The 16611-nt window shown below is 45.2% G+C and carries 8 protein-coding genes; 5 read left to right on the forward strand and 3 right to left on the reverse strand.

Features of this window, described 5'->3' with window-relative positions; genetic code table 11:
• Positions 1-165 precede the first annotated feature (165 nt).
• The 3 genes from ACY0JR_RS13105 to ACY0JR_RS13115 form a co-directional block, all read right to left on the reverse strand.
• Complete coding sequence (locus ACY0JR_RS13105; protein WP_462634550.1) at positions 166-2190, reverse strand: alpha-L-arabinofuranosidase C-terminal domain-containing protein; 2025 nt, start codon at positions 2188-2190, stop codon at positions 166-168.
• Between the two features lie 81 nt (positions 2191-2271).
• The gene (locus ACY0JR_RS13110) at positions 2272-4644 is read right to left on the reverse strand and encodes a beta-L-arabinofuranosidase domain-containing protein (RefSeq protein WP_462634551.1); all 2373 of its coding nucleotides are present in this window, start codon (positions 4642-4644) and stop codon (positions 2272-2274) included.
• A gap of 52 nt (positions 4645-4696) precedes the next feature.
• Positions 4697-6268, reverse strand: coding sequence for an arabinan endo-1,5-alpha-L-arabinosidase (locus ACY0JR_RS13115; RefSeq protein WP_462634552.1), 1572 nt, complete (start codon positions 6266-6268; stop codon positions 4697-4699).
• Positions 6269-7531: 1263 nt separating this feature from the next.
• Between ACY0JR_RS13115 and ACY0JR_RS13120 the strand changes: the two genes are divergently transcribed.
• From ACY0JR_RS13120 to ACY0JR_RS13140, 5 genes are all read left to right on the forward strand, one after another.
• Positions 7532-10663 (forward strand): SusC/RagA family TonB-linked outer membrane protein, encoded by a 3132-nt coding sequence (locus ACY0JR_RS13120; protein WP_462634553.1) that lies wholly within the window; start codon positions 7532-7534, stop codon positions 10661-10663.
• Between the two features lie 11 nt (positions 10664-10674).
• On the forward strand, positions 10675-12513 hold the full coding sequence (locus ACY0JR_RS13125; RefSeq protein ID WP_462634554.1) for a RagB/SusD family nutrient uptake outer membrane protein: 1839 nt from the start codon (positions 10675-10677) through the stop codon (positions 12511-12513).
• 10 nt (positions 12514-12523) lie between these two features.
• Complete coding sequence (locus tag ACY0JR_RS13130; protein WP_462634555.1) at positions 12524-13207, forward strand: DUF3823 domain-containing protein; 684 nt, start codon at positions 12524-12526, stop codon at positions 13205-13207.
• Positions 13208-13860: 653 nt separating this feature from the next.
• Entirely contained in the window at positions 13861-15402 is a 1542-nt protein-coding gene (locus ACY0JR_RS13135; protein WP_462634556.1) for an alpha-N-arabinofuranosidase, read from the forward strand.
• Positions 15403-15584: 182 nt separating this feature from the next.
• On the forward strand, positions 15585-16586 hold the full coding sequence (locus tag ACY0JR_RS13140) for a glycoside hydrolase family 43 protein (RefSeq protein ID WP_462634557.1): 1002 nt from the start codon (positions 15585-15587) through the stop codon (positions 16584-16586).
• The last annotated feature ends 25 nt before the right edge of the window (positions 16587-16611 follow it).

Below are 16611 nucleotides of genomic sequence, written 5' to 3' on the forward strand. Positions count from 1 at the left end.
AGAAAGAGGCGGCTAGCAGCATTTTTGGACATTAGTGCCCGAATTTACTTCTGGACCTGAAGCAAGCTCCAGGAAAGCCACGCCAATAAATCAGCGCCACAGAAGAAAAGCAAAGAGCGTTTACAAGCCAGATTTTCAAAAACAGCTTGTAAACGCCCACTCCTTTTACTTTGTATTCAACGAGTATTGTCCCGCGTTTGGAGTCACTTTCACCTTAATCACATTCACCGAATAAGGCTCCAGTGCCAACTTTACGCGTTTGTTTTTCACCTGCACCGTTTGCTGCACCGGGCTGATGGCTGTAGGATTGGCGAAGGAGTTCATCTGCTCCAGGTTGTTGCTTCTCAGTTTCAGCACGGTGCCTTTGCTTTGCGTGCTCTTCACGCCATCCAGCACAAACTCTCCGTCCTGCGCTTTGTCTGAGGTATTCACCACTTTCAAGATTAGCTCGTTCGTTTTCTGGTTAAGGCTGGCCGAGGCAAAGAGTTTGTCCTGACCGGTCACGTTGGCGTTGTTGCGCTGGATAGGCACCAGGTGCGTACCCACGTTGGTGGAAAACAGCTTCTGCACGTAGTAGTTGGGTGTCCCGAAGGATTGCAGGTTGTTTACCCAGATCATGTCTGGAGTCCATTGCCAGCCTTCTTCATGGGCAAACAAGGGGGCGTAAGAAGCCATCACCACTACATCGGCGTTGCGCTCCAGGCCGGTCATAAACGCGGCTTCTGACAAAGCACCTTTCCAGTTGTTCTTGTTGTCTGGGCTGGCGATGGCTACGGTTTGCGACGCGTATTCCCCGGCGAAGATTTTAGGGCCTTTGCGGTCATAATTGTCGTAGCGGGTCACGTTCTCCTGGAACCACTCCGGGGCACGATAGTAGTGCTCGTCAATGATATCCGCGTTGAGGCTGCGCATGGTTTTGTTCAGGTAATCGAACTCGGGGCCATCCGGGAAAGGACCGGTAGTGGTAATCAGCTTCACGTCTGGGTACTTCGCCCGAAGGGCTTTCTCAAATATTTTGTAGCGCTCTACGTACTGCTCACCCCACTGCTCATTGCCCACACCCAGGTATTTCAGGTTGAACGGAGCCGGGTGCCCCATCTCTGCTCTTATTTTCCCCCATTCAGAAGTAGCTGGACCATTAGCGAACTCAATCAGATCCAAGGCATCCTGAATGTAGGGGTCTAGTTGGTCTAAGGGCACTACCTCACCAGTGTTGAACTGGCAGGCCATGCCGCAATTCAATATAGGAAGCGGCGCGGCGCCAATGTCTTCGGCTAACTGGAAGTACTCAAAGAAACCCAGCCCGAAGGTCTGGAAATAATCTGGCGTGTGGCGGTGCTTGAACTCGGTGTTCCAGCGGTTCACCAAGGTAGCGCGGTTCGCTACTTCGCCAATGGTTTTCTTCCACTGGAAACGCTCATCCAAAGTACGGCCTTCTACAATACAGCCGCCCGGAAAACGGAGGAAACCCGGCTTCATGTCGGCTAATAACTGCACCATGTCAGCGCGGAGACCATTAGGGCGTTGCTTCCAGGTATTCTTCGGGAACAGGGAAATCATGTCCAGGTCTACTGTGCCTTTGCCTTGCGCCACTACTTGCAAGCGGGCTTTGGGGTCTGTGTTGGTAGCGGTGATGCTGGCCTTGTATTCTTTCCAGTCGGTACCGGTTGGGGTGATGGTGGCTGCGCCTAGCTTTTCGCCTTTGGCGGTCAGTAACTCCACCACTACCGGCATGCTGCTGCCGGGTTGCTGGCGGGCCATTACGGTGAAGTTGTACTGCTCTCCTTTCTTGATACCCATGCCCCGGAAGCCCTCGTTCAAAACACCGTAGCCACCCTGGTCTGATTTAGAGGCCAGGCGCAGAAACCGGCGGTTGGCGCCGTTGAGCTCGCCGCGGTTGTGCACCAGCAAGCTGCCCTCGGCGTTGTTTTGCTTTTGTTCTTTCCAGCCCATCAAAGGCGTATCGAACTCAAAAGAACGGTTCTTCACCAACTCGGCGTAGATACCGCCATCGGCTCCCAGGTTGATGTCCTCAAAGAAGATGCCGTACATGGTAGGGGCAATCTCGCCGTACACCTGGTCGGCTTTCACCTGGAAAGTCTTCACTGGAGATTTTGTCTGCGCCGACAAGTTGAAGGCCATCATACAGCCCGCAGCCAGGGCAACAAAGGAAAAGGGTTTGTGCGTCATGGGGTTCACTAATAAAGTATTCTCAATTTTGAGTATCAAACTGGCAGCCTAGTAAGCCACCTTCAATGCACAGGAAAGCACTTATTTTACTAACCTGACCTCGTAGATGCCGGCTGTGGAGGAGCCTTCGTTTGCCTTGAACTTCACATTCAAGGTATTGTTCGGGGCTTTCGTCAACACCTCCGCAGGAATATCATATTCCACGTCAACAAACTTGTCACCACCGGAACCGTCGGTTTCCACGGTTTTCACCAGTTTGTCATTGATCAATATTTGGAAGTTGCGGCCTTTATCTAACCCGAAATAAGTTACCCGCAGTTTGCGAGGTCCCTGACCTTTGTTCTTTAAGTTATAGCTGAACCAGCCCTGAGCATGGCGCCAATGGCGGTCCCGGTGCACGCCGGTTTCAGTGCGCTCGCCCTGGAAACCGTGGTCTGATTCTGGTTGCTGCTCGCCGGCTGCCACCTGGTCTACCGTCCGTTCGGCCAAGGCCAACTGCTCTTTTTCTTTTTCTTTAATGGCGGCTTTACGGGCTTCTAATCCTTCTGGGGTAGTGACCGGAAAGTACACCATGTAGCGGGCATCATGAATCTGGTAAAATGGCACCAACTCCAGCTTCTGCTCTGAGTTTTGCCCAGTCACGCCAGATAAAGTGAAAGTAAAAGGCTTATTAGGTAAGGGAGAAAGATGCGTGGTAAGGTCTTTACTTGAAGACACCAGCAAAGGCGCTTCTTCCAGTGAATACAGCTTGCCGTTGGCCACGTGCCCCATGCGACTACCATCGGCTAACAAGCCAGGGAGGTCTGATGTGCTGGTCACCGCTGCTAACACAATAGGGCCGTGCACAAAAGAAATCCAGGGAGAATTATCAGGCAGAGGCTCGGCTTTAGTTTCCATGGGCAGCAGCACCGTTACTACGTCACCAGATTTCCATTTGCGTTCAATGCCCACATAGCCGTTGGTGGCAGTGCTTGGGCTAACTTCTTTGCCGTTCACCAGCACTTTCAGCTGGTCTCCTTTTACCCACTCGGGCTTCCGGATGAAGAATGTAAATTTGTTTGCTCTTTTCAGCTTCAGCTTCACCTCTGTTTTTTCTTCAAAAGGGAAACTGGTTGTTTGGGTGAGTGTGAGGCCTTTCTCTTTCCACTCCAGCTCCGACGGGATGAACAGGTTCAGGTAAAGGTTTTTGTTTGCGTGCGCGTAGATGAGCTCGCCGTACTTGCCGTGATTTTCCAGGCCAGAGCCTACGCAGCACCAGAAATCTTCTTGAGGATTAGAATACACCCGGTAGTGTTGCGGGCGCATGGAGGTAAAATATACAAAGCCGCCTTTGGTGGGGTGCTGCGAGGAAAGAATGTGGTTGTAGAGCGCGCGCTCATAATAATTGAGGTAGCTGGCCGATGCGCTGTTCAAATACAATTGCTTCGTGAGTTTAAGCATGTTGTAGGTGTTGCACGTCTCGGGGCCTTCCTTGCTTTCCATCATGGACGTAAAGTTATTGGCCGGGTGGAAGTGCTCGCTCACGCTGTTGCCGCCAATAGACACCGTGCGGTTATTCACCACTGTTTTCCAGAAGAAATCAGCGGCGTTGGTCCAGGTTTTGTCCCCAGAAACTTCGGCCACCCGCTGGTAACCAATTACCTTCGGGATTTGGGTATTGGCGTGCATGCCGTTCAGTTGGTCTTTGCCTTGCAGCAGAGGATTGAGCACCGAGGTCTGGGAAAAGCGCTTCGCGAGGGTCAGGTATTTCTGATCTCCGGTAATCTCAGCCACATCGGCAAATACTTCGTTCATGCCGCCGTGCTCGCTGCGCAACATGTCCTGGATTTGGGCATCAGTCAACTTAGCCGTGATGTCCAGGGCCCAATCTGTGAGTTTAACAAGCATGTTTTTGGCCTTCTCGTTTCCGGCAAACCAATAGGCATCGCGCAGGCCCGAGTAGGTTTTGTGGATGTTGTACAAAGGCACCCACTTCTTGTTTAGATCAAAGCTTCCGGCGTTTATTTTGCCCGCTTTAATATCCTGCCACATCTGCTTGCCGCCGGGTGTTCCACCCAGGTAGCCATCACCGCTCTTTTGCTGACAGGCTTCCAGTTGGTCTACCATGTAGTTGATGCGGCGCAGAAGTTCGGGGTTACCCGTGGAGGCGTACATCAGAGACAAAGCGGAAAGATAATGCCCACCAATATGCCCGTCTAGTCCGGTATTTTCCCAGTTGCCGTAGTTCTCAGCCTTCGGCTGAATTCCGGCTTCTTTCTGAAAAGGAGCCAGTAAACGGTCCATGTCCAGAGCCAAGATGTACTTCAGGTCTGTTTGCTGCGCCTGTTGGAAAGGGCTTTCCAGCAGCCGGACAGAAGATAATGGAAAGCTTTCTAATCCCTTTTCTTGGCTAAAAACAGAAAAAGGAATTAGAGAAAAAAAGCAGATGTATAAGCTTATAAATTTTGTATTCATAGCGATAATAAGCAATGTTGAATCGACAAGATTTAGTAGAGTACTTGGGTGACTAATACACTTTTTTACCCCACAATGGTAGCCCACTTGAGGTTAGCCCAGAATAAGTGATGGTGGTGTTTCGTGGGGAAGCTTCCCAGTCCCATGCATCTGAAAGCAGAAGCTTATTCTCATTAATAGTGAGAGTACCTTTAGTACTATCAAAAGACCAGGTACCCGTTATGCTTCCACTCACCTTTTTATCTGCACTTAACACAATTCTGGCAGACCTTTGTATTGTCTGGTATTGATACTGCATGGTGATTTCCTCCCAAGTTCCTACTAATGCTTTCTCTGTGATAGTAGTTTTTGGCACTCCTGCATACCTTTCAGGCACTACAACCGGCCAACCATCTTCTGTCCATTGCATTTCTCTGACCTGGCCCATCATGACTGCATTGGAAACATTTATACCTGGCACTCCCACAGGCAACCGGCCCTGGGAAGAGAAAAACCATTCTTTTGTATCTGGGTTCTGAAACAGGGCGCAATGAGCTATTCCTACCCAGCCAGTATGGTTTCCAAAACTATAAGGGTGTGTTAACATGGGCCAGCACTCTGCTCCCTCAGTAACATTACCTCCATCAATTCCTAGGTAAGGCCCTGTAATACTTCTTGACCTTGCTACACGGGTATTGTAAGCGATTGAGAGCTCGTCATACGCCAGGAAAAGGTAATAATACCCTGTCGCCTCATTATAAATAATCTCCGGCGCCTCCAATGCTTGCCAACGGTTGGTACTCACATTTCCCCGCCCTGCAATCCGCACACCATAATCCTCTATATTCTGAAGTTTATCAGGTTTACCGGTAGTTGCATTAAGCTTCAATGCGGCCACACCAGAATGCCAGGAGCCATATATCAACCAATGCTCCCCTTCTGGAGTAACTATAAAGCTAGGATCAATGGCGTTGAATTTATAATATCCATTCCAATCATTTGCCCCGTCTCTTATAAAATCCACAACACCATCTGGCTCTGAACTAACAACCATTCCTTTATCGGTCCAGACATTACTAGCAAGATCATCTGTCTCAGCAAGGCCAATGAATGCTCGCTCTGTCCAAGAATTCTCAAACTCGGAACCCACTATTGGATTGTCCACTATTACACTATAATACATTCTGAATTTAGCACCAACCTTTCTGATACAAGGAGCCCAAAAGCCATATCTTGGGTTTACAATTGGAGGAAGGTTGATTCTGGCTCTCTTGTTATTTAAAGAGTCTTTTATCCAAGCAGGAGGGGTTTTAAAAGCCATTCCTAAAAACTCCCAGTTTACCAGATCTTTTGAGCGCCTGTAAGGGTAATGCCCTTGCCCTTCATGCGAATTCCCATAAGAAGCATCTGTCTGATACATGTAATAGTAATCACCGCTCTTTGCTATTGTAGGATCATGCACATTGGCCAACCCCCACTGAGAACGTTGTGCCCAAGAAGCCACCGAGGTATAATTATCTGGGTAAGCAGGACCTTTGAAAGTACTTAGTACAGGAGCAGGTGCTACCATTTCCTCTTCTTTGTCCTTACAGCCTGCTATACCAAGCACAACACCTAAAACAAGCACTAATAATCTGTTGTTCAACTTTAGCTAATTTAGAGCTTCCCCTATCGGGCTTACTTAGTTTTTTAATAAAAAAATTCCTATCCACCCCTAATCACTCTACTCCAATAGAAGCTATATCCTTCTCTGAAGATATTTAATGCCACCCCCTCCTATTTACCATAAGAAGCTCCAACAGGTAGCTGAAGCAATCAAGCTGTGTTGGTTATATTCTAAGCAGGGTCTCCCATAGCAACTTCCTTTGTTTAGCCTGCTTTTAGGAAAACAAGTTAAAAACGTTTTCACCCAAGAGTTTCTTTAAATGAAAATGCAAGCAAGAGAATGTGTAACCAGTACAGGCTCTACCATTTATGAGGTTTTCTATTGTTGAGCTTTTTTGGCACCTATATAAAAGAGCTGTATGAGCAATGTTGCTCCTCCGCAACTAAACCAACCTAACCTTTGGTTAGAGAAGGCTCTGTATAGAGCAATGAACACACTTAAAGCATCTGGCAGAACAAACCATGCCCTCTGATGCAAACCCTTCTAAAACGCCAAACTTAAGTGTTAACACTACAATTATTTATTTTTCATAAATGTAGCTTCATTTTGAATTTTTAGCAACAAAAAAATAAATAACTGTGTATTCCCCCATATTTTAGGCTTTTAACAACCCCAACACCACCCGTTAACCAGAGGCTACAAAGTCTATACACTTGATTATCAGATCAATTCCATCAATACACATCATTGATTTCCATTTTTATATGTGGGGAATCATCAAGAAGCAGTGTTTCTTCTCATAGAGCTTACAGATTCTCAAGTTTCGTTCTTATAGATTTGAAAATAAACTTGTGCCACCGCAAAAATTATTTGATAAAACATGATTAATATTTCTTTATTATTGATATTATTGCAAAGCATTTAGGTCCTTCTGCCCCAATATTAACAATGTCATAAAGAGGAGTTCTATGCCAAAGCATGATTTTTCATGCTTTTTTTAGTACCTATCCAAATAAATGTATTATGCACACTTATTTAGAACTTATAATAGAAGCCACCTGGTAAAGAGTTCATCAAGGCATTGATGTTTGGTACTGTACAAAGAGCACACACCATTCACCCAGATGAAATCTTTTGATCTTACTGAGATGGAATTAATTTTTTATAAGGTTGACTATTTAGAAAGGAGGGAAAATCAAGGAAATGCGAAAAGATTACCCACTTAAATTAATTGGGGATCTTAGCTACTCATGCACAAGCACAATTTTCATTTAAGAATTTTAAAATCAACCATTTAGAAACATGAAAAAAAAACTACAATGTTCTTTAAACAAGATAAGGTACTTGCTTGTACTTTGTTTTAGTGTCTTTGAAATCTATGGAGCCTTTGCCCAAGGCGTTCCTGTTACCGGAAAGGTAGTGGATAAAAATGGAGGTGCTTTAATAGGGGTAAGCGTATCTGTAAAGGGTACAACCGTAGGTACTAGTACAGATGCGAATGGCAACTATTCAGTACAGGTCCCAGACAGAGAAAAGACACTCGTATTTTCGTATATAGGTTACATTTCGCAAGAGGTACCTATAAATAACCGTTCCACAGTAGACGTGACCCTTGCCTCTGATGCACAACTAGTGGATGAGGTGGTAGTTGTTGGTTATGGTACCCAGTCAAAAGAAACGTTAACAGGTGCGGTTAGCAATATCAGATCTGAAGACATAACCAGAACAACTTCCGTTACAACATCTGGGGCTCTGGTTGGAAAAGTAGCGGGTCTTAATGCGCGTCAAGCTGATGCAAGACCAGGTTCAGGTACAACGCTGCAGATAAGAAATATGGGCACTCCCCTCTATGTTATAGATGGAATCCCTTCTGACGAAGGAAGCTTTAACAACTTAGGGATCAATGATATTGAAAGCATTTCTTTGCTTAAAGATGCATCTGCCTCTATTTATGGATTAAGAGCTGCAAACGGGGTAGTACTTGTTACTACTAAAAAAGGCAGAGCAGATAAAACAACCATTAACTTATCTGGCTATTACGGTTTACAAAACTTTACTCGCTATCCAAGACCCGCAAATGCTTATCAATATGTACGCGGGCTTGCTGAATCTGACCAGAACAGGGGCATTAGAACCACCTGGACTCCTGAGCTTCTGGAGAAATGGAGACAAGGAACAGAACCGGGCTTTCAAAGTTTTGACTACTATGATTTTGTTATCAAACCAAATGTTCCACAGTCCTATTTAAATGCAAGTGCTTCTGGTGGCTCTGATAAGATGAAATATTACTTTTCTGTAGGCCATCTTAATCAAGAAGCAATGATTGAAGATTTCAACTTCAACCGCTCTAATATTCAAGCCAATTTAGAAGCAGGGTTGGCAAAGGGGTTAAAAGTTGGAACACAAATCAGCGCAAGAATTGAGGATCGTCACCAAACAGGCGTACCAGGCTTAGATGACTATTTCAATCCATTCTTGAGTATTTTCACTATGTGGCCTACGGAGCGTCCTTATGCAAATGACAATCCTAACTACATTAATGGTGCGGTGCATAATGTGAACGTAAACCCTGCTACCTATAAAGAAGATATTACAGGTTATGTGGATGATACTTGGAAAGCCTTCAGGGGGAATCTCTTTGCTGAGTATGATTTTGGTTTTGGGTTAACAGCAAGAGGAACCTACTCCTACACTTATACAACTAATGTCTTCGAAGGCTTTGAATATACCTATGATGCTTATAGATATATTGCAGAAACGAATAGCTATGAAACTTTTGGAGGGAACCCTAATCCTTGGCGAAACAAACGGAGAACTGATCTTAATGAACGTGTAGCTCAAATACAGTTGAACTATGCAAAGCAATTTGGCGATCACAACTTTGCAGCCTTATTAGGTTATGAGCGCTCTGATAGGGAAGAGACTTTCTTACAGATTGCCACCAACCCACCTAACAACTACATACCACTTCAGCGGTTTGAAAACCAGATTGGATTAGCCGATACCTGGAACATACAGGCAAGAGCAGGCTACATTGGTCGTATCAACTACAATTACAAAGAAAAGTATTTGTTAGAGGTTTTGGGGCGTTATGATGGCTCTTTCCTTTTCCCTAAAGACAGCCGTTACGGTTTTTTCCCAGGTGTTACCGCTGGTTGGAGAATCTCAGAAGAGTCTTTCTTAAGGGACAATGTAGGGGATTGGCTATCAGAGCTAAAGCTGAGAGGTTCTTATGGTGAAACAGGGGCTGATGTGATCAATAACAACTTCATTGTTTCACCCTTCAGCTACCTGGGAGGAACTACTTATGGAAATGGAAGCTCTGTACTTGATGGCGTACTGATTACAGGGTCACGCCCTAGAGGCATTCCTGTCACTAATCTGTCTTGGGTTACCAATATATCTAAGAACGTTGGTATTGACTTAGGCTTCTTGAACAACAAGATTACAGCCCAATTTGATGTTTTTGAGAGAAAACGCACAGGTTTACCAGCTGCAAGGTATGATGTACTGCTACCAAGTGAAGTAGGGTACGGTTTACCAGCAGAAAACTTAAACTCTGATGCTATAAGAGGCTTGGAAGGTATGGTCATGTACAGGAACTCTATTGGTGAGTTTAGCTACAGCATAGGTGGCAATGCAACTTTTGCCAGATTGAGAGTACTAGAGACTTATAAGCCAAGATTTGGAAACTCATGGGGTGAGTACCGGTCATCTATAGAAGACAGATGGGCTAGCGTGAACTGGGGCTACGAGTACATTGGCCAATTCCAGTCACAAGAAGAAATTGACAATTATACTGTTGATATTGATGGCAGGGGCAATACAACCTTATTACCAGGTGATTTGATCTATAAGGACATTAACAATGATGGCCTCATTAATAATTTGGATGAACGGCCAATAGGCTATGCTCAGGGTGCTACTCCTTACTTCAGCTATGGTATAAACGGCAGTGTGTCTTGGAAGAACTTCTCCTTGGCAGTTGACTTTGCCGGGGCGAGCAACCAAAGCTATACGCGTGAATGGGAACTTAGATTTCCCTTCCAGAACAATGGTAACTCACCAGCCTTTATGCTTGAAGACCGGTGGCATCGTGAAAACCCATTTGATCCAAATAGCGCTTGGGTAGCTGGCAAATACCCCGCCATCAGAAAAGATGATAATGGCCACTCAAACTATCGTCATAGCACCTTCTGGCTAACAAATGTGAAATATATCAGACTAAGAAATCTAGAGCTTGGATATAATTTCCCTAGTGCATGGATTAATAAAATGGGAATATCTGCCTTAAGAATTTATGCTAACGGCTCTAATTTGTTCTCAATTGATAATTTGAAAGATTACGAGATAGATCCAGAGGTGGCTTCAGGCAATGGTTTGGTGTATCCTCAGCAACGGGTATATAATTTCGGTTTCAATCTTTCCTTCTAACTGTTATTTAAATGAAAAATATACTAAAGTGCTTTTTATTAAGTGCCGTTCTAATCACTTCCTCCTCTTGTGAGAAAGATTGGCTAGATCGTGATCCTCAAGAAATTATAACAGATGCCCAAACCTGGAACGATCCAGATATCATCCTATCGGTATTAGCTAACTATTATGATCGCATTCCAGCTCACCAGTCGCTTACGGGTGGTTGGCAAGCATTTGCAGAGTATGATGAGGCTATGTGGTCTGGCTTTGGCAATGACGAGTGGAGAAACAACCAGCCCATTTATAATTATGATAGAATGAGGTTGTGGAATTATGACCTTGTTAGGGATATCAACCTTGCCATAGAAAAAATAGGCGCCTCCACAACTCTGACCGAGGCTCAAAAGAATGCATTCATAGCTGAGCTAAGGTTCTTAAGGGCTCTTAACTATTTTGAATTAGTTAAGAGAATGGGCGGAGTACCTCTGGTAACAACTCAATTGATATATGATTTTAGCGGCGATCCTACCCCTTTGCAGGTAGCAAGAAGCAAGGAAGAAGCTATTTATGATTTTATTTCTAGCGAAGTAGATCAGATAAAGGACCAATTGGGAAATGCAGGCAGCAAGACGAGGGCAAATAAATTCACAGCCCTAGCCCTTAAGTCCAGAGCTTTGCTTTATGCTGGCTCAATAGCAAAATACAACAACCAAATGGGTTCCCCCATTACTACTCCCGGTGGTGAGGTGGGAATACCTGCCTCTAGAGCAAATGAGTACTTCACAGAATCTCTTAAAGCCTCAAGAGAAATCATTACATCAGGTTCATACTCTTTGTATCAGGGCAATCCAGATAAAGGGGAAAACTTTTTTGAGGCTTTGACCAAGAAATCAAGTAATCCAGAAGTGATTCTGGCGCAAGATTTCGCTAAGGGAAAAACCCATTTCTTCACGTATGACAACATCTTTTTCTCAGCAAGAGAGGATAACCTTAGCCCAGGCGCCATCACTCCTTCTCTTAATTTAGTAGAAAAATTTGAGTACTTAGATGGTTCAGTGGGTACGTTAAAAACCAGAACAGCCGATAATAGCGACTATATCTATTATAATAGCCCTGAAGATATCTTTGCTAATAAAGATGCTCGCCTATATGGTACAGTTATCTACCCAGGAACGTCATTCAGGGGAGTAAAAGCAGAAATACAAGCTGGTGTTAAGGTTTGGAATGGTTCTAGTTACCAGAATGTTGAAGGCAATCTTGGATCAAGATATACAGATGGAGGCTTGTTAACAGGTGCTGATGGGCCACGCCGTTCACAACTGGAAACCACCAATACAGGATTTTATCTTAGAAAATACTTAGATCCTCAAGCAGGGGCTGGTTCACGCAGTCAACTAAGTACTATGTGGTGGGTAAGATTCAGGTTTGCTGAAGTGCTATTGAATGGGGCCGAAGCTGCGCTTGAACTTAACTTACAGAATGAAGCCGTAGGCTATGTGAATAGAGTAAGAGAGAGAGCAGGTTTTGGCGCCAACAGCTTAGCCACTTTAACAATGAATAGGTTAAGAAATGAACGTACGGTAGAATTAGCCTTTGAAGATCATCGTGTATGGGATGTTAAGCGCTGGAGAATTGCCCATGAAATATGGGATGGAAATGCAAATAGCCCAGATGCCGTAATCTATGCATTATACCCTTACAGAGTAGTACGCCCTGGTTCTCCACAACATAATAAGTATGTTTTTGAGAAACTGAGAGCGCCTCGCTTTGTTTCTCCGCATACCTTCAGATTAGGTAATTACTACTCATCTATTGATCAAAACGTGATCAATAACAACCCTAAAATTGTAAGAAACCCCTTCCATTAATAGAGGAATCATGAGAATTAAAGCAATATTTTTTCTGATGCTGGCATTTGGAATAATGCTAGTCGGATGCAATGAACATGACAATTTTGAACCACCAAAGTCAACGCTTACAGGCCGTGTTGTTTATAATGGGCAACCGATTAGTCTTAGAAGCGGAGGCGTACAGTTAGAGCTTTGGCAAAAGGGTTATGCCCTTCGTGAAAAGATACCTGTATATGTAGCGCAAGATGGCTCCTTCTCTGCTACTTTATTTGATGGCAACTATAAACTGGTATTACTGCGAGGCAATGGACCTTGGGTAAATAATAGTGACAGTATAGATGTACAATTAAAAGGCTCTGCTAATGTAGATGTTCCGGTACAGCCTTATTACGTAATTGAAAACGAAAAATATCAGCGCAATGGAAACAATGTTACAGTCTCACTTAACGTGCGACAAATAACTCCAGGAAGGCAAATTGAAAGGATCACGTACTACTTAGGAAAGACCACAATTGTAGATGCTGGAGATTGGGCAGCCGTGACTGATATTTGGTGGCCAACTCCTGAGTCACTTACTAATGCGCAAACACTTACACTAGCTGTTCCAGCTGCCCTTGCGAGTAAAGGCTATGTTTATGCAAGAGTAGGTTTAAAAATGGCTGGTGTAGAGGAAATGATTTATGCTCCTGCCCAAAAAGTTCAAATTAATTAAATTCCTTTAAGGCATTTTCTTATACAATAAAAAGGGCCTGATCTATATAGAACAGGCCCTTTTTATTGTATAAGAAAATCTAAATGATCATTCTATGCATTCTTATTCACCTGAGCTATGCTTTTCCAATTATAGAAATTTGCTGTTTTATTGATGATCTTCAGATAACAAGCCAAGAACCTGCGACAAATGATGCGGAGGTTGTCACCACTGCACTGTGGCAGTACGCTACTTAGGTGGCAACATAACTGCGGCTAGCATCTACATGCAGCAGCACCTAAGATGCCAACGCACAAGGGCAACCCTGGAAGGCACTCTCATGCTCATTTTAGCTTATACAGTAAATAAAGGCATTGAACTGCTTTACGTTACTTACTAAAACAATGAATCTGTAGACTATTTCTATATACTTTTTATCACAAATTCTTAAGCTATCCTTTAATTAATCATTACTTTATTATTGCAAAGCAGAAGAAGTCCTACATCTAACCTTTTAAACACGCAAGTACAAACCTGTATTATAAACCTAAAAATTCTACAAACTTTATTTTATAATTGTAATAAACACACTTATATTTATTACAAATTTAGTAGTTCGGCAACCTGCACGAGTAGTCACTTTGACATTAACACCAATGAATAAAGCTAAAAGTATGAAGAACGCAATCCTGAGTTTCCTCCTTGTTTTAAGCAGCCTGGGCGCTTACGCGCAAAATACGGCCACGCTCACCATACCCGCCAAACCAGACCGAACCATCAGCAGACACATTTACGGGCATTTCGCAGAACATTTGGGCCGCTGCATCTATGGTGGTTTCTATGTAGGAGAGAACAACACCAAGATTCCGAATAAGGATGGCGTGCGGCTAGATGTGGTGGATGCCTTGAAAAAACTGAAAATTCCTAACCTGCGCTGGCCGGGCGGCTGCTTCGCCGATACGTACCACTGGAAAGACGGCATCGGCCCGAAAGCGCAGCGACCAACCATTGTGAATACCTGGTGGGGTGGCGTGACCGAGAACAATAGCTTCGGGACGCATGACTTCCTGAACATGTGCGAACTATTAGGCACAGAGCCTTACTTGGCAGGCAACATGGCTACCGGCGGGGTGCAGGAACTGGCAGATTGGGTGCAGTACACCAACTTTGCAGGCGTAAGTCCTATGTCTAAGCTCCGCAGGGAAAACGGCCGGGACAAACCCTGGAACGTGAAGTACTGGGGAATTGGCAATGAGGCCTGGGGCTGCGGCGGCAACATGACTCCTGAGTACTATGCCAACGAATACCGCAAGTACGCCACCTTTGTCTCTGATTGGACTAACTCTGGCGGAATATTCCGGATTGCCTCCGGCGCTAACTCTGCTGATTATAACTGGACCGAGGCTATCATGAGAATTGTGCCTAAAAACCTGATTGAAGGCATGGCCCTGCACCACTATTCTGTTATTAAATGGGATAAAAAAGGCCCATCAACCACTTTTAACGAGCAGCAGTACTTTAGCACCATGAAAAGCGCGCTGTTTATGGACGAGCTGATTCAGAAGCACAGCGCCATCATGGACAAATACGATCCTGGGAAAAAAGTAGCGCTGGTAGTGGATGAATGGGGCGGCTGGTACGACGTTGAACCCGGCACCAACCCCGGTTTCCTGTACCAGCAGAACACCATGCGCGATGCCATGATTGCCGGTTCTACCCTGAACATTTTCAACAACCACTCAGACCGCGTACGCATGGCTAACCTGGCCCAGGCAATTAACGTGCTTCAGGCCGTGATTCTAACCGACGAGGAAAAGATGCTGTTGACGCCCACGTACCATGTAATGGAGATGTACAACGTGCACCAAGACGCCACCTATCTTCCTTTCACGGTGAAGAGCGCCGATTACACCTTGGGCACCGAGAAACTGACCGCGGTGAACGGCTCGGCTTCCCGTGACAAGAACGGCCTTACGCACGTATCGCTCGTGAACATAGACCCTACCAAGAAACAAGCGGTTACGGTCAATATTGAAGGAGCCAACTACAAATCCGTGTCGGGCCGAATTCTGGCTTCCAAGACGTTGCAGGACCACAATACCTTCGCGAAGCCAAACCTAATCACTCCTACTGCTTTTAAAGGCGCTAAACTGAAAGGCAATAACCTGACAGTAGAACTTCCGCCGTTCTCAGTGGTGGTGCTGGAGATGAGATAATTAGAAACAAGCGTGTTTGAGGCAATGAACCTGCTTCAAACACGCTTGCCCTGTTTAAAGGCAGAATTTCCAAAAACAGGCTAAAAATACCAGCTTACTTCCGGTTCTTCGGCACTTTCAGAAAAGCAGGCTTTAAACCCAAGGGCTGCTCTGCGCATTGCTTCACTCAACCTTTCACCAGAATGAAAAACATCCTTGGCTTTCTTTACGCTTCCGCGTTTGCGGCGGCGCTTTCAACCTGTTTCACGGGCGAAGTATTGGCTTCTGCCCCAAACGTGGCTGACACCACCATCAAAGCGACCAGCAATCCCATTTTCACGCATAAGTACACGGCAGACCCGGCTGCCCTGGTCTACAAAGACAAAGTGTACCTATACGCCGGCCATGACGAGGCACCTGCCCGACAAGAACGCTATGTGATACATGAATGGCTGGTCTTTTCCTCGCCTGACATGGTTACCTGGACCGAACATGCGGTGCCTCTGCGCGCCAAAGATTTTGCATGGGCCAAAGGGGAAGCCTGGGCTTCACAGGTGGTAGAGCGGGACGGAAAGTTCTTTTGGTACGCCACCGTAGAGCATGGATCCATCCACGGGAAAGCCATTGGGGTAGCGGTCTCAGATAGCCCTACCGGTCCGTTCAAAGATGCCCGCGGCTCGGCTTTGATCACCAATGACATGACCAAAGAAGCCAAAATCAGTTGGGATGACATTGACCCTACTGTTTTCATTGATGATGATGGGCAGGCGTACCTTTTCTGGGGAAACACCACGCTGCACTATGCTAAGTTAAAAAAGAACATGACAGAACTGGACGGACCGTTCCACAGCATCAAGCTTCCTAACTTCACAGAAGCGCCTTGGGTACACAAGCGCAAAGGTTGGTACTATCTTTCCTATGCCTACCAATTCCCCGAGAAGATTGCGTATGCTATGAGCAAGAACATTAATGGTCCCTGGGAATTTAAAGGAATTCTGAACGAGGTAGCCGGCAACTCTAACACCAACCATCAGGCCATTATTGATTTCAAGGGGAAATCGTACTTCATTTACCATAACGGCAGCATCCCTACTGAAGGCGGAAGCTTTAGGCGCTCAGTCTGCATAGATTACCTGGATTACAACAAAGATGGCACCATGAAACGAGTAATCATGACTTCTGAAGGCGTAAAGCCTGCGAAATAGAAGACCAGAAGTACTCAATGGTAAA

The organism is Rufibacter sp. JT3400010 (assembly GCF_054956755.1).

Excerpts from the sequence above, each read along its gene's own strand:
- ACY0JR_RS13135 (WP_462634556.1), top strand. The coding sequence starts at position 13,861 with ATGAAGAACGCAATCCTGAGTTTCCTCCTTGTTTTAAGCAGCCTGGGC.
- ACY0JR_RS13125 (WP_462634554.1), top strand. The coding sequence starts at position 10,675 with ATGAAAAATATACTAAAGTGCTTTTTATTAAGTGCCGTTCTAATCACT.
- ACY0JR_RS13120 (WP_462634553.1), top strand. The coding sequence starts at position 7,532 with ATGAAAAAAAAACTACAATGTTCTTTAAACAAGATAAGGTACTTGCTT.
- ACY0JR_RS13105 (WP_462634550.1), bottom strand. The coding sequence starts at position 2,190 with ATGACGCACAAACCCTTTTCCTTTGTTGCCCTGGCTGCGGGCTGTATG.
- ACY0JR_RS13140 (WP_462634557.1), top strand. The coding sequence starts at position 15,585 with ATGAAAAACATCCTTGGCTTTCTTTACGCTTCCGCGTTTGCGGCGGCG.
- ACY0JR_RS13130 (WP_462634555.1), top strand. The coding sequence starts at position 12,524 with ATGAGAATTAAAGCAATATTTTTTCTGATGCTGGCATTTGGAATAATG.
- ACY0JR_RS13110 (WP_462634551.1), bottom strand. The coding sequence starts at position 4,644 with ATGAATACAAAATTTATAAGCTTATACATCTGCTTTTTTTCTCTAATT.